A 19692-nucleotide genomic window follows, 5' to 3' on the forward strand; every position below is an offset into this window, starting at 1 on the left:
AAAAAATTTCTAAAATTAAATGTATATTTCTGGATAATACTGTTAATAATAGGTGATAGAAATAGAGCAAAGGGGTGTTGGTATGGGATCTGTTGAGTTAACTGGAGTAGATACTTCAAAGTTACCTGTATTATCTAATGAAGAGATGATGGAGCTTTTTGAACAAATGAATGCTGGAGAGCAAGAAGCGAGAAGAAAATTAATCAGTAGTAATTTAAAATTAGTATTGAGTGTTTTACAGCGTTATCGAAATACTAATCATCCGGTAGATGACTTATTTCAGGTTGGTTGTGTAGGATTAGTGAAAGCAGTTGATAATTTTGATCTGAGTAAAGGAGTTAGATTCTCTACTTATGCTGTACCAATGATTATTGGAGAGATAAAACGTTATCTACGGGATAATCGTGAAATAAGAATTAGTCGTTCTTTGAGAAATACAGCTTATCGGGCTATGCAATTAAAAGAGAGGTTGAGAAAGAAGAATGCTGAAGAACCAACTCTAGATCAAATTGCAGAGAAATTAGATATGTCAAGAGAAGAGGTTGTTTATGCCTTAGAAGCTACTAAAAGTCCTATTTCATTATTTAAGCCTGTTTTTGAAGATGAAGGTGAACCAATTAGATTAGTTGACCAACTTAGCGAAGAAGAAAACTTGGAGTTGACAGATGAGATTAATGTTAGAGAAGCACTTAAGGTTTTAACAGCTCGAGAAAGATTGATTATTAAACTTAGGTTTTATCAAGGGAGAACTCAAGCTGAAGTAGCAGAGCGAATTGGTGTTTCACAAGCACAGATTTCTAGGCTACAAAAACGGGCAATTAACAAATTACATAAGGCTGCTGCAACTAAGGAGGAAAAATAATGAAGCGAGTTAGATTAGTAATCAGTGTAAGTATTATTCTAGTAGTATTAATTTTGTGGGCTAGTAGTCAAGCTTTTGTTTTGGTAGATGATGATTATCAAAAGGAAGATTTATTAAGGTTACATATTGTTCCTAATAGTAATTCTATTGCTGATCAAGTATTGAAACGTGAGATAAAAGAGCAAATAACAACTATGACCCAAAACTTATTAAAAGAGGAAACAGATGTAAGTCAGGCCCAAGAAAAATTAGTCAATAATCAAGCAGAATTGACAGGGTTGATAGAAGAGAATATTCAAGCTAAAGGCTATGATTATCAAGTTGATTTAAATATAACAGAGCTTTTTTTTCCGACTAGGACTTATGGAAATTTAACTTTAGATGAAGGAAATTATAAAGCATTAGAAATAACAATTGGACAAGGGGATGGGGAGAATTGGTGGTGTGTCTTATTTCCTCCATTATGTTTCATTGACTCAACTAAATCTAATGAAAAAGAATTTAATAATTCAGGTGATGATGAGCTTGATTTTGAATTTAAATTAAAATCAGTAGAGTATTTAGAAGAGAATCATCAATGGGTTAAAGATAGATTAAGCTCAATTAATTTAGCTAATATACTTAGCGCTGATAATTAAATTAAATCTGCACTAATTGCTAATTATTACATATAATAATAATAAATTATTTGAATAATTAGTGAAAGGAGCGGAATTATGACTAGGAAATTTGATGATAAAATAGGAGAAATAGTCAATAAATATCGTAACATTCCTTATAAACATAACGGACGTTCTTTAAGGGGTTTAGACTGTTTGGGTCTGATTATCTTTTTTTATCAAGAGTTTGGGATTGATCTTTCTGAGAAGGATAGAACATATTCTAGAGAGTGGTATCGAGAAGATCCTAGTATTTATTTAAGAGAGTTATTAAAAGTAGGAAGGGCAGTTGATTTTGATGATTTACAGGCACTAGATCTGGTCTACTTTGAATTATTGCCTGATGTAGTAACCCATTCAGGGGTAATGATTAATGATAGTGAATTCATCCATATTTTACAGAAAAGAAATGTAGAGGTTGCTTCATTTAATCGCTTCTGGCGCAAGAAGTTTGCTGGAGCAAGAAGGTTGATCAAATAAATTAAGATAATTTTGAATTTAATATTGAGTCTGAGTGAGAAATATAATATAATATGTAGTATCAAGAAGAGAGGTGCATATGGATGAGAATGTTATTACAGAGGATTATTAATGGGGATATCGAGTTATTTTATTTATTTAACCATAAATTAAAGTGTAAACTATTGGACTTAATAATGCCTCGAATAACTCATTTAGGGGGAGCATTGTTTACTTGTAGCTTAACAATTTTTCTGGTTGCTTTCGGTGATGGAAGATTAAAAGAGACTGGATGGCAAGTTTTGTTAGCTTTAGTGAGTAGTGGAATAGTAGTCCAAGTGATTAAGATGATCGTTGACCGAAATCGACCGTATAAAGCATTAAAAGAGGTAAATCTAGTCAACCCACCATTTTGTATGCGTTCTTTTCCTTCTGGTCATACGACAGCTATCTTTTCAGTAGCAATTGTTTTGGGATTTAATTTTCCTGATTTCAGCTTATGGTTTAAAATGATTGCTGGATTAGTTGGTGTTTCTAGAGCTTATATTGGAGTACATTATCCTTCTGATATATTAACTGGGGCAGCAATTGGTATTTATTTTTCAAAGTGGGCCTATGCTTTAATTTAAAATGAATTTTTAATTGGCTAACCTGAGGGTTAGCTTTTTTTATTTTACTTCTGTAACTTATTAGTTGGCTGATTTGAGCATAGCAATTAATAAGAGAATAAAAATGGAGGTAAAATTAATGAAGGTAGCTATATTTACTGATACCTTTTTACCACAGATTAATGGGGTAACTAAGACCTTAAGTAGGATGATTGATTATTTTGAACAAGCAGGGGTTGATTATATAATCTTTGGCCCTGATAATGATCAAAAGCCGCTAGAGCTTGAAGAGAATATTCAGAGAATACTCAGCTTTAACTTTTTCTTATATCCAGAGTGTAAACTAGCTGTTCCTAATTATTTTAAGATCAAAGATAAATTAGCAACTTATCAGCCTGATTTAATTCATTTAATAACCCCTTTTAATTTAGGTCTGTTTGGTTTGAAGTATGCTATTAGTCATGATGTTCCAGTAGTAGCTTCTTATCATACTAGTTTTATAAAATATCTTGATTATTATCATCTTGATTTTTTAGCAGGGCCAATCTGGAAATTTTTCAGGTGGTTTCACAGCCATTGTCAATGTAATTTCTGTCCCTCTCAAGACACCTTACAAAAGTTAGCCGAACAAGGAATTAAAGATTTAAAGCTCTGGGAGCGAGGAATCGATACTGAGTTATTTTCACCTCAGCTGGAAGATGAAAGATTAAAAGAGGTTTACCAGTTAAAAGATAAGTTAACCTTGTTATATGTAGGTCGTTTAGCTTTAGAGAAGAATCTAGAATTACTATTTAAGAGTTTAAGAGAGTTAAATGAAGATTATCAAGAGCAGATTGAATTGGTTATCACAGGAGATGGCCCGTTGAATGAAAAGTTAAAACAAGACGCTCCTAACAATGTTACCTTTACTGGCTATTTAACCGGTAAGAAGTTGAGAAAGATCTATGCTACTGCTGATATCTTTGTTTTCCCTTCTGTAACTGAAACTTATGGTAATGTTGTTTTAGAAGCTATGGCTTCAGGATTACCGGTTGTTGGTATTTGGGCAGGTGGTGTTAAGGAAAATTTGATTGATAATTATAATGGCTTAGCTTGTCAAGAAAATTGCAGTCAAGAGTTTACAGCTAAGTTAAAATTGTTGATTGAGAAGGAGCAGTTACGAGATAAATTGGCTACAAATGCTAGAGAATACTCACTTAGTAAGTCTTGGGAGGAAGTATTTAATAAGTTGGTGGCTGATTATCAGGAAGCGATAGATAGATAAAAAAGTGTCAGTCATGTGTGTGAGTGAGGTCAAAACCATAAGGTCTAATGTTTTGCTTTTACTCACACACACTACTCACACTGACACTAAATATCAATTACCCTTCATTGTCAAGATAATCTCGAACAATATTCAAAGCCTCTCCGAAGCGTTGAAAATGAACTACTTCCCTTTTTCTTAGGAAAGTAAGGGTGTCAATTACTCCAGCATCATTACTTAAATCAATTAAATTTTCATAAGTTGCTCTTGCTTTCTGTTCAGCAGCCATATTTTCATGTAAAGTAGCTATAGGGTCTTCATGAGCTTGGATGTAAGATGCTGTCCAGGGTACGCCTGTAGCATCGCTAGGATAGATTGCTCGCCCATGTTGGGCATAATCAGCTCCTAGACCTGCTCTGCGTAACCTTTGCACAGGAACTCCTTCAGTTAGTTTATAGATTAGTGTACCAATAATTTCCCAATGGGCCAACTCCTCTGTCCCTATATCGGTCAAGATTGCTTTAGCCTCATCAGTTGGAATCACATACCTTTGGGTTAAGTATCTAAGTCCTGCTGATAACTCACTATCTGGACCACCATATTGAGCAGATAATAATTTAGCTAAGCTTAAGTCAGTTCTTGAAACCCTGACTGGATATTGAAGTATCTTTTCATATCTCCACATTCTTTTTCCTCCTTTTTAATATTCAATTTGCCATGGCCATGGACTTTCTGGATACTCCCATGGATAGTCACTAGGATGCATAATATGCAATGGGCCATATCTGTCTTGATACTCCATTCGCGCCTCTCTAAGCTGTTGAGCATAGTCATTATACTCTTCTAATGCAGCTTGATCGTCTAAGTGAGTATCTAAATATAAAGCAAATTCAAGAACAGTAAATTCTAATGCTTGAATTTCTCTAAGTAGTCTAAGCTCTTCTCGAGTCATTATTTCACCTCCAATTCAAATTAAAAGTAGTCATTATTTTCTCATATAAGGTAGATCGAGCTCAGGAAAGATTGTTCCTTGTCTTAAGCCCTTTCCTGGTGAATAATGTTCTTCGTAAGTTTGAAATGGAACATATGCCTCAGCTAATCTTAACTCTAAGTGTTCCTCATTTACTAATTTTCCTCTACTTAGTACCATTAGTTACCCTCCTTGAAATAATTTAGTACATCATATTCACTAAATCATCAAAGTGTTAACTAAATTTTTTAGAATAAATAAATGGTATATTATTTTTTCTTTTTCAAATAATAAATTTGTAAGGGGGGAAGAGCAATGACATTAGATAATGTAAAATGTAATGTAAGCAACTGTAGGTATTGGGAACAAGAACACTGTACAGCTTCAGCGATAGAGGTTAATGTGGATGATGGTGGAAATCAAGCAGAGCGATTTGAAAAGACTAATTGTCAGACTTTTGAAAATCAATAAGCTTTTGATTAAAGGTCACAGTTAAAATTGTGGCCTTTAAATAATTTGTCAATCCAAACCTCTAAGTTTAATAATGGTTAAAAAGAGTAGTGGAATTCCGAAGGTTAAAGCGAGTCCTACCGTAGCTATGAGTTCCATGAAGCTGAATATCTCCAATAGATTTTTAGGGAAGAAAGCAACGAAAGCAATAATCGGAAGTAGAATGAAACTACTGTAGTTTTGATGCTTGAAATTGAATAGATCAGCTAAGCCATAGCTACTTATATAAAAGTAAGGAGCAAAGCTAGTAAAGGCAATAGCAATCCATAAGAAGAAGAAAAAGAACTCTAATCGACCAAAGAACGGAACATTTAATGCTTTAAGTATACTAAGAGTAGGCCAAGTAATATATTGGATGGCCTCTATTCCATAAAAGCCCACTACCAAGACTGTGATGAAAAGATAGGTCAAAGTAACAATAAATAATCCAATTAATGATGATTTTAAAGCCTTTTTTTGTTCTTCGACAAAGGGAAAGATAATAAACATGATATCAACTGCCAGAAAACTATACATTGTAAGATATGTAGCTTCTATAATCTCAAGAGGCTCACTTTGGAACATTGGTCGAAAATTGATCCAATCAACATTAAAAGCCATCGGAGCTAAGACAAGAAAGAGGGGCGTTAAACCAAAAAAGAGAAACTCATCCAATCTAGCTAAAGCCTTGGTTCCTTGGCTAACCAAATAAAACCCTGTGAATAAAAAGAGGCTTAATGTAACTGGTATGGGTGTGTCAGGTAGATTGACACTGGCTAAGACGGTCATAGAAATTCTTGCGATAAGGCCTGTTACTAATGTAGCATATAGAATATAACTGAGGCTGATTATCTTACCAAGATACGGGCCAACAATCTTATCACTATAACCAACCAGTGTATCATTAGGAAATTTGATCGCCAGTTTATAAATCAGAAAGAAGCCACCACTCCAGAGTATCCCGGATATAATGACTGGTAACCAGCTATCACGTTGGGCTACTTCAGCTAAAGAGCGTGGTAGAGATAAGAATCCTGTTCCCACAGCATTATGAATAATAATGAAGATCAATTGTCGATTTGAGATCTGTTCTCTTTTTATCTTACTAAGTTCCATACTACTCCTCCTTTGCTCAATAAATTTAAGTAGCAATTCCTAACCGTCTGATTCTAGAGTTGATATCAACCTCTATCTCTGCTCTACTAAAATCTTGTCTCCACTCATCGGGATCAAATAAGTCGAAACGTTTGGCCCGTGTGATTTGACCTAAGCCTATAGGATCGCTCTTTAATTCTTGTAAAGTATCAAATAAAAGGTAGATTTCTCTTTTTAAATTTGAGTTTAACTCCTCTTCTAATCTTTCAATAGTCGAAGGGCTATCAATCAATCGTCTAAAGTTGGTATCTTCATCAATATCAACATCTAAGGTCAATTCAATCTGGAATTTAAGTCGACCATCTTTTGAGCTAGGCTCGATCTTAGCTCTATTATTTTGGATATAATAGTTGACAATCTCATCTTCAACCTTGATTTCGATTTCTCCTTTAAGACCTTTTTCTTTAACCAGTGTCAAAGCCCGTACCTCTTTTTCACTTAATTGACCAACCATTCGATCGTTTTGAAAGATACCTGCCCCTTTAACTTCCATATCATCTGTCCCATATTTAAGTAAGGGGATGATCGGATCAACTCCTGTAGTCAGCAGTGAAATAAAGAAATCATTTAATGTTGTCTCTAGTAAGATTAGATCATCAGTGCCTCCATTAAATAGCAACTCTAAATATTCGCCGATATCATTAGTAGGAGCAACCTCAATATCAATAATTTCGTCAGCTCTGCCAGGAGTAATTGCAAATAATGTACTACCTGGTATAACTGGATCCCTTAAAAAAGTATCAAGGTGAGGCTTAAGTCCTTCTTGAGCTACGGCTTCACTAAAGATTGCTATTCTTAACAGTGCTAATGAGATCTTACCCATGACTCTAGGTTGTAGATCTTTAAATCCAGAATAAAAAGAAGGACCACTGAATCTGAAATTACTAACATCTTCAGGGGCTTCCTCCTTCAAAACAGGAATTTTGGTTGAAAAGCGATAAACATCATCAGCTTTCTGGTCAAATGTAATATAGGTTGGAAACCTTGTCCGATCTATCTCGCTAACATCCCAACAGCCTACTATTAGCATTAGAATTAAAAGTAAGGTTATGATTTTGATTTTATTTTGCATAGACAAATCTTCCTTTCATACTAACTGGTAGTGGATCATTCTTTGTCAGGTTGCCTTTTTTTCTGTTGAGTAGGAGTCGATTCAGGTCTTTTACCCATAAACTTAAGAGGGAATTTGATGAAACTATCCTTTAGATCAGTCAGCTTAATTGGAGCAAAGGGAGCAAAATAGGGTACTCCAAGGCTTTCTAAGCTACAAAGATGGATCAAGATCAAAAGCCATCCAATCATTAAACCATAGGTACTAAATACAGCAGCCAATAACATCATTGAAAATCTCAATAACCTAAGTGGGATTGTTGCAGAGTAGCTAGGAATAACAAAAGAAGCGATTGCTGTTAGGGCAACCACAATTACCATCGGAGGACTGACCAGCCCTGCATCTACTGCAGCTTCTCCTAAGATTAAACCACCTACAATTCCAATCGTCTGTCCAATTGGCCCGGGCAATCTAATCCCTGCTTCCCGTAAAAACTCTAAGCTTATCTCCATAATAAATGCTTCCAAAACTGAAGGAAAAGGAACCCCTTCCCTTGCTGTAGCAAGCGATAATGCTAGCTCTCTCGGTAAAAGCTCATGGTGGAAAGAAACCAAAGAGATATAGATCGCAGGAAGACTGATTGTTATAAAAGTAGCAGCTACTCGAAAGAGTCGCAATAAACTAGCAATATAAAAGTGATCATAATAATCCTCAGGTGATTGAAGAAATTGAATAAAGGTTGTTGGCATAATACTGGCAAAAGGTGATCCATCCAATAATAAGACTACCTTTCCCTCTAACAGATTAGCTAATGCTTTATCAGGGCGTTCTGTCGTCTGAAATTGTGGGAAAGGTGATGCCCAGTTATCTCGAAAAGATTGATTGATATAGCCGATTTCTAAGACTCCATCAATCTCAATACTCTCCAATCTATCCCTGACTTTTTTAATTATATCTTGATCTACTATGTCATCAATATAGATGATAGCTAGATCGGTTTTGGTTCGTTCTCCAATCTGTTTAATATCGATCATCAGATTATTATCTTTTATTCTTCTCCTAATCAAAGAGATATTGGTTGATAAAGGTTCAATAAATGATTCTTGAGGGCCTCTAGTAACAGCTTCTATCTGTGGAGTTTGTACCTCTCTTTTTTCTAATTCTTTAATCCCTAAAATAAAGGTTTTAGGGATTCCTTCAATGAATAAGATAACATCCCCACTAAGAAGTTGTTCAAGTGCTTTAGTTAAAGATTGAGTAGTTTCAAGCTCTCCAATTGGAATAGTTGAATTGATCAGGGTATCATTGATCTCTTTTTTAATTGTTCTATTACTACAATCAAGTTCCAAGTCAAACATCAATGATCTTAAAACCTCTTTTTGTAAGATATCTGCATTAATAAGCTCATTAAAATAGATTATCTCAGCATCAATTTCTTTCTTTTGGCCAATATGAAAGCTTCTAAAGACTAGATCACTACTAGGAGCTAAGTTATCCTTAAGATAATCAATATTAGCTTCAAGGTTACTGCTGACTTTTTCTTCTGCTTCAAGGTCTAAGCGGTTTATAAAATTATTTGATTTAAAAAAATCTTTTATTTTATCCCACATGTGTAATTACCTTTCTATAAGTACTTATTTTTCTAGCTAGTTAATAGTATATACTATTGGGACAATTTTAAACGCCCTATCTTGGAATTATATTACAATGTTATGTAACAATTGAGAGTTGATAATTGATAATTGAGAGTTGAAGATCAAGCCCATAAGTTCAAAGTTTTTGAAGGTTTTTAACTACCAATTTTAAACTATCAATTATCAATTGAAGTTACGCTTTATATCAATTAGCCAAGGTTTTTGTTTAAGATCAATTTAGTAGGGTACTTTAATAATAAGGAGGCAAGATGTTAATGACATTTAATACTGATCAATTTGACAAGCAAGGAGAGAAGATTGATTGTAAAGAAGCAGTTAATTTTTTAAATAGCTTAACTACTTTAGAGCAAGGGCTCTTATTTGATTGTGTTGTACCAGGGATTAGAAGTGAAGATTATCCCTGTGGAATCTCTAAACCGATTCCATTCTTAAGGGCAGTTAGCTATCAAGAGAAGTTGATGTTGATTATAGTTGAATATCAACTATATCTTGATCAATCCGATCAAGGACAAGAGTTAGCTTTAGAGATTCCTCACAATGAGCTTGAAATTTATAAAACTGAAGATTCTTTGAACTTGTTTACTAAAGCTGGAGAGCAATTACAGATTAAATTACATAGTACATTTGATTTTGCTTACCAGCTTAAAACAGATATTTCATTACCGACATATCCCCTATTAGATTGGTTAGCAAGTCCCTTTATTTAATCTGATTATACTTAAAATAACAAACTGCTTATGATATAATTGACTCAGGCTAAAAATTAAAGGTTATAGTTTGTTTTGGAGGGATAATATGATAAATAGGAATTATACCAAACTAGAAGGGCAATTAGTAGATTGGATTCGAGAGCGAGTAGAAGAGGCAGGTTGTCAGGGTACTGTAGTTGGTTTGAGTGGAGGAATTGATTCAGCAGTAACTGCAGTATTATGCCAACAGGCCTTTCCAGAAAATAATTTAGGTTTGATCTTACCTTGCTATAGTGATCCTCAAGATGCTGAAGATGCTAAGAAGTTAGCAGGTGAATTTGAGATTAATTATCAAGTCTTTGATTTAGCAGCTACATTTGATCAATTATTAACGACGGTTGAAGGGGAGCAAGAGGTAACTAAGGATATGGCTGTAGCTAATATTAAGCCACGCTTGCGAATGACAACCCTTTATTATTATGCTAGTAAGAGAAATAGTTTAGTAGTAGGTACTGATAATCGTAGTGAATTGAAGATTGGTTATTTTACAAAGCATGGAGATGGAGGGGTTGATATCGCTCCTTTAGGTAATTTAGTCAAATTAGAAGTGCGGGAATTGGCCAAAGAACTAGGAGTTCCTAAAGAAATTATTAGCAAGCCACCTTCTGCAGGATTATGGTCAGGTCAGACTGACGAAGAGGAACTAGGTATCAGTTACGAACAATTGGATAATTATATCTTGACAGGAGAAGCTGAAGCAGAGGTAAAAGAAAAAGTAGAACGGTTAGCAGTTCAGAATAAGCATAAATTACAAGCACCTCCGATTCCTAAATTTTAGTTACTTTTTATTTAGGAAAGACTATGATATAATGAATTTCATAATCTAAAATTGGGGGGCTGAGAATGGCAAGCAAAATAGTACAATCTGTAGATAGAGCTTTAGATATTTTAGAAATTTTGGTTGAGGTACAACGACCTATTACATTAAGTGAAATTAGTAAGAAAGCTGAGCTAAATATCAGTACAGCTCATCGTTTATTGAATACATTGGTAATGCGAGGATTTGCTGCTCAAGAAGAGAGTGGTAAATATAAACTAGGTTTGCATTTATTTGAGATAGCAGGTACTCTAGAAAATTCGATGGATCTAAAGACGGTAGTTAAACCTTACTTAGAAGAGATTGTAGAAGAATGTAATGAAACAGTTAATTTGGTTATTTTAGATCAGGGTGAAGTCTTATACGTAGATCAGGTAGAATCTACTAATATGATTAGGATGTTTGCTAATGTTGGCAGTAGAGGGCCAGCTCATTCACTAGGAGCAGGAAAAGTATTATTAGCTTACTTAGGTGAGGAGCAATTAGAGCAAGTATTAGATCAAATTGAGTTAACCGAATTTACTGCTAATACAATTACTGATCCTACTGAGTTGAAAGAAGAGTTGATTAAGATTAGAAAGCAAGGTTATGCTATTGACTTTGAAGAGATGGAAGAAGGGGTTCGCTGTGTAGCTGCTCCAATTAGGGATAGTAACGAGAAGGTAGTGGCTGCAATTAGTGTTTCTGGTCCTAATATTAGAATTACAGAAGAGGTTCTATATGAGGAAATGGTTCCGTTGGTTACAGCTAAGGCTGAAGAAATATCTAATAAATTAGCCAATCTAGGTTTATAAGTCATTCAACTTTAAAATCAGATTTATATTAAATTTGGATGACTATAATAGAGGGGGAGAAAAATGGAAGTAAAGGAATGGATGGTTTTTCAACATCAGAAAGGCCTCCATGCTCGGATAGCAGCTATAATTGTCAGAGAAGCAACAAAGATTCAGAATAAATATCAAGATAAACTATTTATTGGTAAAGATGAAACCAAGCTTCTTCCTGCTAGTAGCTTAATCTCATTGACTTCCTCAAATATTAGATATCAAGATCAAATGTTAGTAGTAAGTAAAGGCTCTAATGCTCCAGAGTCTTTAGCTGAATTCATGCAATTTTTAGCAGGTGAGTTTAATTTAGAGGGTAAACAGGTACAAGATGAAGTAGATCAACTCTTGCAGCAGACTACTTTAACTGTAGAAAAGGTATTTAATAATATTGCTAATGGAGTAATTATTGTTGATCATAAAGGGAGAATAACAACTTTTAATCGGGCAGCAGAAGAGATTACTGGTTTATCTAGCCAGCAAGTAATGGGGGAAGATATAACTGATATTATCCCAAACTCTAGGTTGAAAGAGGTTATTCAAGCTGCAACGCCTGAACTTGGTAGGCGTCTAGAGATCAATCAGGCTATAATTATAACCAATAGAACACCAATTATCGTTAATGGACAGGTGGTAGGTGGGATTGCTGTTTTTCAGGATGTTTCTACACTGGAAAAGTTATCTGGAGAATTAAGAGAGGTAAAGGCCTTAAAAGAGCGGCTTGATCTGATTTTAGAATCGGTTCAAGATGGTATCTGTGTGATTAATCAAGTTGGTAAGATTGATTATGTTAATCCAAGCTATGCGGAATTAATTGGAATAGAGCAACAAGAGATTGTTGGTTGTTCAATCCAAGAGATTAGTGATAGTCAAGCTTATCAGCAGGTATTAGAGACAGGTCAGGGGGTCTTTGGAGTTGTAACTGAAAAAGATGATGGTTTAGTTATTATTTCTAATATCTATCCATTGCAGGTTGATGGAGAGGTTGAAGGGGTAGTAGTAGTTGCTAAAAAGAAGACTGAAGTAGAGAAATTAGCTAATAGATTAAATGAGTTATCAGCTAAAGCGGAATACTTAGAGCAGGAGTTAAAGCGGGAGCGGGGAGTAGATAAATCCTTCCAAAGAATTGTCGGGAATAGTGGTGTTTTAAAGGAGGCGTTGGTTAGGGCAACTAAGGCAGCAGAAACGACTTCGACCGTTTTGATCAGAGGAGAGAGTGGAACTGGTAAGGAGTTAGTTGCAGAGGCGATTCATTATGCTAGTGCCCGTAAGGATGGGCCTTTTATCCGGGTTAATTGTGCTGCTATACCCCCTAATTTGATTGAAAGTGAGTTGTTTGGTCATAGGCAAGGTGCTTTTACAGGAGCAGTTAATAATAAGATCGGTAAGTTCGAATTGGCAGATGGTGGGACGATTTTTTTGGATGAGATAGGGGAGTTACCGGTTGAATTACAGGTTAAATTATTGCGTGTCTTACAGGAGCGAAGTTTTGAGCGGGTTGGTGGAGTAGAAACTATTGAGGTTGATATCAGAATTATTACTGCGACTAATCGTGATTTAGAGCAGATGATGGAAGAAGGAGAGTTTAGAGAAGATTTATATTATCGTTTAAATGTAATTCCAATCGTTTTACCAGCGCTGCGGGAGCGAAAAGAGGATATCCCTTTATTGGCTGAACATTTTTTGACTAAGCTAGCAGCTAAGTTGGACCAGAAGGTTGATAGTATTTCTCAAGCTGCTTTGCAGTTGTTAGCTGAATATTGTTGGCCCGGAAATGTAAGGGAGTTACAGAATATAATTGAGCGGGCAATCAACTTTACAGAAACAGCTCAAATTACAGTAGATAATCTACCAGATTACTTAAAACAAGGTTATCAAGGGGCTGATGCTTTAGTCAGTTTACAAGCAGATGGAGAAGTAGCTACTTGGCAAGATTATGAAAAAGAGGTTATTAAGTTGGCTTTAGAGAAGCATCATAGCTTTAATGCTGCTGGTAAGGCGTTAGGTATTACCCATAAGACCGTTGCTGCTAAGGCTAGAAAGTATGGCTTAGTTGATTGACCTGATAAAAAAGAACAACCACTTGGTAAAAAGTATCAAGTGGTTGTTCTTTTTTTCTTGCAAATTAGTGATGTGAGGTCTAATAATTGATAGCTTTTTTAAAAACATTACAATTAAGCTGGTATTAGACTTTTGATCATGATTAGAAGCAATTAATTGAATATAACTCTTTAATTATACCCATAATAAACATAATCATTAATTATTGTCTTTACAAATCAGGTTGGAATTTAACTTGCATAATCTAAAAGTAGAAAAGACAAAATTAAAATTTATGGAGGGAATAAGATGACTGAACAACAAGTTATGGTTACTAGTAGTGCTGGACTTCATGCTCGTCCTGCTTCTTTAATTGTCCAAGAGGCGAATAATTATCAATCTGAAATCAAACTGGCTAAAGATAATAATGAAGTGAATGCTAAAAGTATTATGGGAATTATGGGCTTAGGTGTCAGTCAGCAGACAGAAATTACTGTTAAGGCTGAAGGTGAGGATGAAGAGGAGGCAGTTGCTGCTGTAGTAAAGTTGATTGAAAGTGGATTTGATGAGTAAGGAGAGGATATAAATTGATTAAACTAACTGGAGTTGCAGCATCACCTGGGATTGCTATTGGTGAAGTATTGCTATTAGAAGAAGAACTCTCTTATGATAAGGTTAAGGTTGAAGATATTGCAGAAGAAAAAGATAGATTAAAAGAAGCATTATTAGCTTCTAAAGAACAATTGATAGCTATTAAGAAGAAAGTAGAAGAAGAGATGGGTAGTGACAAGGCTGAAATATTTCAAGCCCATTTAATGGTCTTAGATGATCCGGAGCTGACTTCAGCTATTGAGAATAAGCTTGAAGCTGAAGCAATTAATGTTGAAGCAGCCTTAGAGGAGGCTATTGAAGGGTTTGCTAGTATGTTTGCTAATATGGATGATGACTATATGAAAGAGCGGGCCAGCGATATTCGAGATGTTGGTGATCGGATTTTACGAAATTTATTGGGGGTTGAAGCTCAATCTTTGGCTCAACTAGAACGGGAAGTTATTCTGATTGCTGATGACTTGACTCCATCTGATACAGCCCAAGTTGATAAGGAGCAAGTCTTAGGATTTGCTACTAAGATTGGAGGACGAACTTCTCATACTGCGATTATGGCTCGCTCATTAGGGATTCCAGCTGTTGTAGGGGCTAAAGAGATTTTAGAGGCTGTAGAGACAGGAACTACTGTGATAGTCGATGGGATTGCTGGAGTTGTAATTGTTGATCCTACTGAGGAGCAACTAACAGAGTATCAACAAAAATTAGCAGATTATCAGAAGCGACAAGAGAAGTTAGCTGAACTGAAAGATCTACCTGCTGAAACTGAAGATGGTCATCGGGTGGAACTTGCAGCAAATATTGGAACTCCTGCTGATGTGACCAGTGCCTTAGAAAATGGTGCTGAGGGAATTGGTCTTTATCGTAGTGAGTTTTTGTATATGGATCGTGATTCATTACCTACAGAAGAGGAGCAATTTGAGGCTTATAAGGAAGTTGCAGAAAGAATAGACGGGCCAACGGTGATTAGAACCTTGGATATTGGTGGCGATAAGGAGCTTCCCTACTTGGATTTGCCAGATGAGATGAATCCATTCCTTGGTTATCGAGCGATTAGAATCTCTTTAGAGCGGGTAGATATCTTTAAGACACAACTACGGGCAATTTTACGAGCTAGTAAATATGGACAAGTCAAGATTATGTATCCTATGATTTCATCATTAGAAGAACTACAAGCTGCTAATCAGATTTTAGCAGAGGTTAAAGAAGATTTGACTAAGGAAGGGGTCGAATTCAATTCAGAGCTTGAAGTAGGAATGATGATTGAAGTTCCTGCTGCAGCAATGATTGCCGATTTATTGGCTAAGGAGGTTGACTTTTTCAGTATTGGAACCAATGATTTGATCCAATATACTACTGCTACTGACCGAATGAATGAACAGGTGGCTGATCTATACCAGCCTTTCCATCCAGCAGTATTAAGGTTGATTAAACGGGTAGTTGAAGCTGCTCATAAGCATGATAGCTGGGTTGGGATGTGTGGTGAGATGGCTGGAGATAGAAGGTTGGCTCCATTTTTAGTAGGGATTGGATTGGATGAATTTAGTATGAGTGCAGTCTCTATTGCTGAGGTTAAAGAGGTTATTAGGAGTTTAACCTTGCAGCAGGCTGAAGAAGTAGTCGATCAGGTGTTGGCCCTATCTACTGCTAAACAAATTGAAGATCTACTAGCTAAATATTAGTTAATTATTGGTAACAACTACTCAGACTTGAGTAGTTGTTTTTTTTATAGTAAACTATAAGTAAAGAACTGAAAGAGGTGAGTAAAGATGATGGAATTAAATTATGGATTAGATGTTAAGCAAGAACAGCAATTAGTGATGACTCCTAAGTTACAGCAGGCGATAGAGCTGTTACAACTTTCCTCTTTAGAATTAAAGGATTATATAGATGAAGAAATGTTGGAGAATCCTTTATTGGAACTAGAGGATGATTATGATTCCTCTGCAACTGATTATGCTAATTATACTGCTGATCAAGATGAGTTCAATTATGAAAATTTTGTTGCTAAAGAGTTGACGCTAGATGAGTATTTAAGGCAACAGTTAAAATTGGTTGTTACTAATTCTTCTGAAGAAGAGATTGGGAAGCAGATAATCGGCAATTTAGATCAATCTGGGTTCTTTAATGATACTGCTAGATTAGCTACAGAATTAGAAGTAGCTGTCAGCCAGATTGAGGTTGTTTTAGAGAAGATAAAGAGATTCGATCCGATAGGAATAGCTACTTCAGGGATGGAAGAAGCATTGCTAACACAATTAGAAGAATTAAAAAGTAAGAAAAACAAACAGGAAATTGAACTGGCTAAAGAGGTTGTTGATACTCATTTGGAAGAAGTAAGTAAAAACCAGGTCAGAAAAATTGCGAAAAGTTTAAAGATTAAGCCGATTCATGCTCAACAAGTAATTGATTTAATCAAGACGTTAGATCCTGTTCCTGCTAATAAATTCAGGAAAGAAATTACTGATAATAGTTATATAGAACCTGATATTGTTGTAAGGAAGGTCAATGATAGGTATGTGACTATCTTAAATGATTTTAGTTTTCCTACCTTACGAATTAGTAAGTACTACAAAAAATTATTAGCTAAGAATAAATCTAAAGACGAATTACAAGGGTATATGGAAGAGAAATTAGAATCTGCCTTGTGGTTGGTTAAGAGTATAGAACAAAGAAGAAGAACGGTTTATAATATAGTTCAAGAGTTAATAGATGTCCAACATGAATTTTTGGAAAAGGGATTGAAGTATTTAAAGCCATTGACTATGAAAGAGGTTGCTGAGCGGATTGAGATGCATGAATCTACAGTCAGTAGAGCTACTAGCAATAAGTATATTCAGACTCCTTACGGCTTATTTTCAATGAAGTTTTTATTCAGTGGTAGTATTAAGACTAAGGGTGGTCAAGTATCGGCAGTAAGTGTCAAACAGCAGTTACAAGAAGTAGTTGATAATGAAGATCCTAATAAACCATTGAGTGATCAAAAGATCAGCCAGAAATTAGCAGAAAGAGGCATAGATATTTCACGAAGAACGGTTGCAAAATATAGAAAAGAGTTGAAGATTCCTAGTTCGAGAATGAGAAAGAGATATAACTAATTATTGAAAAGATCAGATTATTTAATCTGGTCTCTTTTATTATGGATTCAAATAATAACCTCTGTAATTTATAATTAAAATATGATAAGATCTAGTTTAGAAGCAGGAATTTTCAGATTTTTGTTGAATTTTAACTAAAACAGAGTTTTGTAATTAGAAATAAGTAGCATAAGTTTTAGAAGGGGATGATTGTTAATGAAGAAGAGACCAAGTAATTTAGTCAAATCTGTAGATCGCTCAATCAATATTCTTGAAGAGTTAGCAAAGTACGAAGAGGGATTAGGAGTAACAGAATTAGGAAATAGATTAGATATTCATAAAAGTTCGGTTCATAGATTATTATCAACTTTAGTTTATCGAGGGTTAGTAGAGCAAGATTCTAAAACTGGAAATTATAAACTTGGTTTAAAGATCTTTGAATTAGGGAGTAAAATTTTTAATGATTTAGAAATTAGAGAATATGCTAAGCTATATTTAGAAGAGTTGGTTGAAGAGACTGGAGAAGCAGTTCACTTAGCAGTACTTGATCAAGGAGAGATTATCTATATCGATAAAGTTGAGAGTTCTAATACAATCAGAATGTATTCCCAAGTGGGCAAGAGAGCACCTGTTCATTGCACAGGTTTAGGCAAGGCAATCTTAGCTTATCTATCTGAAGAAGAAGTAGATCGGATAATAGAAACTAAAGGTTTACCAGAATATACCGAAAATACAATCACTGATCCTGAGCAGTTTAAGGAACGGTTGGCTTTAATTAGAAATAGAGGTTATGCTATGGATGAGATTGAACATGAATTAGGGATTCGTTGTGTAGCGGCACCAATCTTTAATTATAATGATGAAGCAGTAGCTGCCGTTAGTGTTTCCGGGCCAACAATGAGGGTCAGCAAAGATAGAATTGATGAATTATCTAAGTTAGTTAAAGAGATAGGACTTAAGATTTCTCAGCGGTTAGGGTATAATCCTAGACAATTAAATAATTATTAATTTTAAAAAAATTTAATATTTTTGCAGGAATTTTAGATTTAATCTTTAATAAGTATAGTATAAGATGACATAAGTCAATATAAGCCGATATAACAAAACTTTGTTTTGGTATAAGAAACATAATTATTGATTGCTTTTTTTATTTTCCTAGATACAAAAACGATGTTTTGTAATCAAAAACAAGTTTAATAAGTTTATAAGTACGGGATTTTTTATGGGAGGTAGAGTTATGGAGTGATTTAAAATGATGGAGGTGATAAAAGTTCAACTGAATGGTTTTAAAGCATTTAAAAATTAAATTTTAAAGAATTAAGGGGGATATAATAAAATGTTTAATAAAAAATCTATGGTGATAGCATTAGTTTTATCGTTAAGTATGATGTTTTTAGTTGTTGGGTGTTCTTCTACAGAGGAGGAAGAGGTCACTTTAAGAATTGCTAATTATTATGCTACAGATCATCCAGTAAATCAGAACTTAGAAGAAACATTTAAAACAATGGTAGAAGAAGAAACAGAAGGTAGAGTAGAGGTAGAAATTTATCCTAATAATCAATTAGGATCTGAGCAAGAGTTTATTGAAGGAGTACAAATGGGAAGTGTTGAAATGGCGATGACAGGAAACATGTGGGAGAATACTATTCCAGAATTCAGAATTATGCAAATGCCTTACATGTTTGTTGATTATGACCATGCAGATGAAGTATTAAATGGTCCAATTGGAGCAGAGGTTTATGAATACCTAGAAGATTTAGATGTTAAAGTATTAAACTCTTTTCCAAATGGTTTTAGAGTTATCTCAAATAACGAAAGAGCAATCGAATCGGTTGAGGATGCTGAAGGAATTGACTTACGAGTCTTTGAAGGTGAAACAATTATAGATATGATGGATAGATTAGGATTTGATACTACTGTCATGGCAATGGATGAGGTCTTTACTTCATTACAACAGGGTGTAATCGATGGACAAGATAACCCACTTGCTACTAGTTATGATGCAGGATGGTATGAAGTTCAAGATCATGTAGCTATAACTAATCATATGTATAGTCCAGGATATATTGTGATTAACAAAGGTATCTGGAATGGACTTGCAGAGGAAGATCAGGAAGTTGTTCAGAGAGCTGCTGAACTTGCAGGAGAACAAATTAGAGATGATGTAATGGCTAATGATGAAGAAATCATTGAAGAAATTACTGAAGATGGAGTAGAAGTAACTTATCCAGAGCTTGAACCATTTATGGAGAAAGTTCAACCAATTATTGGTGAATTCATTGAAGAATATCCACATACTGAAGATATAATTAATGAGATTCAAGAAAAAGCTGAAGACTATCTCTAATTAGTATTGAATATGGGGGCAGGATTGCTCCCATATATTTAATAACTAAAATGAAAGGGATGAATTATGAATAAACTTTTA

At 34.8% G+C, this 19692-nt stretch carries 21 protein-coding genes; 15 read left to right on the forward strand and 6 right to left on the reverse strand.

Translation table 11 applies throughout. The features are described 5' to 3' along the window. Nucleotides 1–82: 82 nt before the first annotated feature. The 5 genes from sigG (at nucleotide 83) to MWH28_RS04865 (ending at nucleotide 3852) form a co-directional block, all read left to right on the forward strand. Nucleotides 83–862, forward strand: coding sequence for an RNA polymerase sporulation sigma factor SigG (gene sigG / locus MWH28_RS04845; protein WP_248618168.1), 780 nt, complete (start codon nucleotides 83–85; stop codon nucleotides 860–862). After that, the gene (gene spoIIR / locus MWH28_RS04850; protein ID WP_248618169.1) at nucleotides 862–1500 is read left to right on the forward strand and encodes a stage II sporulation protein R; all 639 of its coding nucleotides are present in this window, start codon (nucleotides 862–864) and stop codon (nucleotides 1498–1500) included. Before sigG ends, spoIIR begins: the two co-directional genes overlap by 1 nt. Before the next feature lie 78 nt (nucleotides 1501–1578). Then, nucleotides 1579–2001: a C40 family peptidase gene (locus tag MWH28_RS04855; protein ID WP_248618170.1), complete on the forward strand. Its 423-nt coding sequence runs from the start codon at nucleotides 1579–1581 to the stop codon at nucleotides 1999–2001. Nucleotides 2002–2084: 83 nt separating this feature from the next. Further along, a complete protein-coding gene (locus MWH28_RS04860) occupies nucleotides 2085–2609 on the forward strand; it encodes a phosphatase PAP2 family protein (RefSeq protein ID WP_248618171.1) in 525 nt (174 codons plus the stop codon). A gap of 118 nt (nucleotides 2610–2727) precedes the next feature. Further along, a complete protein-coding gene (locus MWH28_RS04865) occupies nucleotides 2728–3852 on the forward strand; it encodes a glycosyltransferase family 4 protein (protein WP_248618172.1) in 1125 nt (374 codons plus the stop codon). A gap of 97 nt (nucleotides 3853–3949) precedes the next feature. Here MWH28_RS04865 and MWH28_RS04870 read toward each other — a convergent pair whose 3' ends face one another. Genes MWH28_RS04870 through MWH28_RS04880 form a run of 3 tightly spaced genes read right to left on the reverse strand, consistent with a single transcriptional unit; the run spans nucleotide 3950 to nucleotide 4981 of the window. After that, complete coding sequence (locus tag MWH28_RS04870; RefSeq protein ID WP_248618173.1) at nucleotides 3950–4516, reverse strand: manganese catalase family protein; 567 nt, start codon at nucleotides 4514–4516, stop codon at nucleotides 3950–3952. A gap of 15 nt (nucleotides 4517–4531) precedes the next feature. Then, nucleotides 4532–4783, reverse strand: a complete 252-nt coding sequence (locus MWH28_RS04875) for a spore coat protein CotJB (RefSeq protein ID WP_248618174.1) — start codon at nucleotides 4781–4783, stop codon at nucleotides 4532–4534. 33 nt (nucleotides 4784–4816) lie between these two features. Continuing rightward, entirely contained in the window at nucleotides 4817–4981 is a 165-nt protein-coding gene (locus MWH28_RS04880; RefSeq protein ID WP_248618175.1) for a spore coat associated protein CotJA, read from the reverse strand. Nucleotides 4982–5116: 135 nt separating this feature from the next. Between MWH28_RS04880 and MWH28_RS04885 the strand changes: the two genes are divergently transcribed. Further along, on the forward strand, nucleotides 5117–5272 hold the full coding sequence (locus tag MWH28_RS04885; protein WP_248618176.1) for a DUF1540 domain-containing protein: 156 nt from the start codon (nucleotides 5117–5119) through the stop codon (nucleotides 5270–5272). 48 nt (nucleotides 5273–5320) lie between these two features. On the opposite strand, the gene MWH28_RS04890 is transcribed toward MWH28_RS04885, so the two are convergent. Genes MWH28_RS04890 through MWH28_RS04900 form a run of 3 tightly spaced genes read right to left on the reverse strand, consistent with a single transcriptional unit; the run spans nucleotide 5321 to nucleotide 9106 of the window. Continuing rightward, nucleotides 5321–6406, reverse strand: coding sequence for a GerAB/ArcD/ProY family transporter (locus MWH28_RS04890; protein ID WP_248618177.1), 1086 nt, complete (start codon nucleotides 6404–6406; stop codon nucleotides 5321–5323). A 25-nt stretch (nucleotides 6407–6431) separates the two neighbouring features. Further along, complete coding sequence (locus MWH28_RS04895; protein ID WP_248618178.1) at nucleotides 6432–7517, reverse strand: Ger(x)C family spore germination protein; 1086 nt, start codon at nucleotides 7515–7517, stop codon at nucleotides 6432–6434. A 35-nt stretch (nucleotides 7518–7552) separates the two neighbouring features. Continuing rightward, complete coding sequence (locus MWH28_RS04900; protein ID WP_248618179.1) at nucleotides 7553–9106, reverse strand: spore germination protein; 1554 nt, start codon at nucleotides 9104–9106, stop codon at nucleotides 7553–7555. Nucleotides 9107–9405: 299 nt separating this feature from the next. Here MWH28_RS04900 and MWH28_RS04905 point away from each other — a divergent pair, with 299 nt between their 5' ends. The 9 genes from MWH28_RS04905 to MWH28_RS04955 all read left to right on the forward strand — a co-directional run bounded on the left by MWH28_RS04905 (nucleotide 9406) and on the right by MWH28_RS04955 (nucleotide 19611). Then, entirely contained in the window at nucleotides 9406–9858 is a 453-nt protein-coding gene (locus tag MWH28_RS04905; protein WP_248618180.1) for a hypothetical protein, read from the forward strand. Between the two features lie 88 nt (nucleotides 9859–9946). Then, nucleotides 9947–10678: an NAD(+) synthase gene (nadE, locus tag MWH28_RS04910; protein ID WP_248618181.1), complete on the forward strand. Its 732-nt coding sequence runs from the start codon at nucleotides 9947–9949 to the stop codon at nucleotides 10676–10678. 65 nt (nucleotides 10679–10743) lie between these two features. Further along, the gene (locus MWH28_RS04915; RefSeq protein ID WP_248618182.1) at nucleotides 10744–11511 is read left to right on the forward strand and encodes an IclR family transcriptional regulator; all 768 of its coding nucleotides are present in this window, start codon (nucleotides 10744–10746) and stop codon (nucleotides 11509–11511) included. Between the two features lie 63 nt (nucleotides 11512–11574). Further along, nucleotides 11575–13602 carry a sigma 54-interacting transcriptional regulator gene (locus MWH28_RS12830; RefSeq protein WP_282580127.1) on the forward strand — a complete coding sequence of 676 codons (2028 nt, stop codon included), beginning with the start codon at nucleotides 11575–11577 and terminating at the stop codon, nucleotides 13600–13602. Between the two features lie 288 nt (nucleotides 13603–13890). Beyond that, nucleotides 13891–14154 carry an HPr family phosphocarrier protein gene (locus tag MWH28_RS04935; RefSeq protein ID WP_248618183.1) on the forward strand — a complete coding sequence of 88 codons (264 nt, stop codon included), beginning with the start codon at nucleotides 13891–13893 and terminating at the stop codon, nucleotides 14152–14154. Nucleotides 14155–14168: 14 nt separating this feature from the next. Beyond that, entirely contained in the window at nucleotides 14169–15869 is a 1701-nt protein-coding gene (ptsP, locus tag MWH28_RS04940; protein ID WP_248618184.1) for a phosphoenolpyruvate--protein phosphotransferase, read from the forward strand. An 87-nt stretch (nucleotides 15870–15956) separates the two neighbouring features. Then, a complete protein-coding gene (gene rpoN, locus MWH28_RS04945; protein WP_248618185.1) occupies nucleotides 15957–17285 on the forward strand; it encodes an RNA polymerase factor sigma-54 in 1329 nt (442 codons plus the stop codon). Between the two features lie 195 nt (nucleotides 17286–17480). Then, nucleotides 17481–18272, forward strand: coding sequence for an IclR family transcriptional regulator (locus MWH28_RS04950; RefSeq protein ID WP_248618186.1), 792 nt, complete (start codon nucleotides 17481–17483; stop codon nucleotides 18270–18272). A gap of 328 nt (nucleotides 18273–18600) precedes the next feature. Further along, nucleotides 18601–19611, forward strand: coding sequence for a TRAP transporter substrate-binding protein (locus MWH28_RS04955; protein ID WP_248618187.1), 1011 nt, complete (start codon nucleotides 18601–18603; stop codon nucleotides 19609–19611). The last annotated feature ends 81 nt before the right edge of the window (nucleotides 19612–19692 follow it).

The organism is Natroniella sulfidigena (assembly GCF_023223645.1).
Taxonomy (GTDB): domain Bacteria; phylum Bacillota; class Halanaerobiia; order Halobacteroidales; family Halobacteroidaceae; genus Natroniella; species Natroniella sulfidigena.

Coding starts and splice junctions, on each gene's coding strand:
- sigG (WP_248618168.1), top strand. CDS start 83: ATGGGATCTGTTGAGTTAACTGGAGTAGATACTTCAAAGTTACCTGTA.
- spoIIR (WP_248618169.1), top strand. CDS start 862: ATGAAGCGAGTTAGATTAGTAATCAGTGTAAGTATTATTCTAGTAGTA.
- MWH28_RS04855 (WP_248618170.1), top strand. CDS start 1,579: ATGACTAGGAAATTTGATGATAAAATAGGAGAAATAGTCAATAAATAT.
- MWH28_RS04860 (WP_248618171.1), top strand. CDS start 2,085: ATGAGAATGTTATTACAGAGGATTATTAATGGGGATATCGAGTTATTT.
- MWH28_RS04865 (WP_248618172.1), top strand. CDS start 2,728: ATGAAGGTAGCTATATTTACTGATACCTTTTTACCACAGATTAATGGG.
- MWH28_RS04870 (WP_248618173.1), bottom strand. CDS start 4,516: ATGTGGAGATATGAAAAGATACTTCAATATCCAGTCAGGGTTTCAAGA.
- MWH28_RS04875 (WP_248618174.1), bottom strand. CDS start 4,783: ATGACTCGAGAAGAGCTTAGACTACTTAGAGAAATTCAAGCATTAGAA.
- MWH28_RS04880 (WP_248618175.1), bottom strand. CDS start 4,981: ATGGTACTAAGTAGAGGAAAATTAGTAAATGAGGAACACTTAGAGTTA.
- MWH28_RS04885 (WP_248618176.1), top strand. CDS start 5,117: ATGACATTAGATAATGTAAAATGTAATGTAAGCAACTGTAGGTATTGG.
- MWH28_RS04890 (WP_248618177.1), bottom strand. CDS start 6,406: ATGGAACTTAGTAAGATAAAAAGAGAACAGATCTCAAATCGACAATTG.
- MWH28_RS04895 (WP_248618178.1), bottom strand. CDS start 7,517: ATGCAAAATAAAATCAAAATCATAACCTTACTTTTAATTCTAATGCTA.
- MWH28_RS04900 (WP_248618179.1), bottom strand. CDS start 9,106: ATGTGGGATAAAATAAAAGATTTTTTTAAATCAAATAATTTTATAAAC.
- MWH28_RS04905 (WP_248618180.1), top strand. CDS start 9,406: ATGACATTTAATACTGATCAATTTGACAAGCAAGGAGAGAAGATTGAT.
- nadE (WP_248618181.1), top strand. CDS start 9,947: ATGATAAATAGGAATTATACCAAACTAGAAGGGCAATTAGTAGATTGG.
- MWH28_RS04915 (WP_248618182.1), top strand. CDS start 10,744: ATGGCAAGCAAAATAGTACAATCTGTAGATAGAGCTTTAGATATTTTA.
- MWH28_RS12830 (WP_282580127.1), top strand. CDS start 11,575: ATGGAAGTAAAGGAATGGATGGTTTTTCAACATCAGAAAGGCCTCCAT.
- MWH28_RS04935 (WP_248618183.1), top strand. CDS start 13,891: ATGACTGAACAACAAGTTATGGTTACTAGTAGTGCTGGACTTCATGCT.
- rpoN (WP_248618185.1), top strand. CDS start 15,957: ATGATGGAATTAAATTATGGATTAGATGTTAAGCAAGAACAGCAATTA.
- MWH28_RS04950 (WP_248618186.1), top strand. CDS start 17,481: ATGAAGAAGAGACCAAGTAATTTAGTCAAATCTGTAGATCGCTCAATC.
- MWH28_RS04955 (WP_248618187.1), top strand. CDS start 18,601: ATGTTTAATAAAAAATCTATGGTGATAGCATTAGTTTTATCGTTAAGT.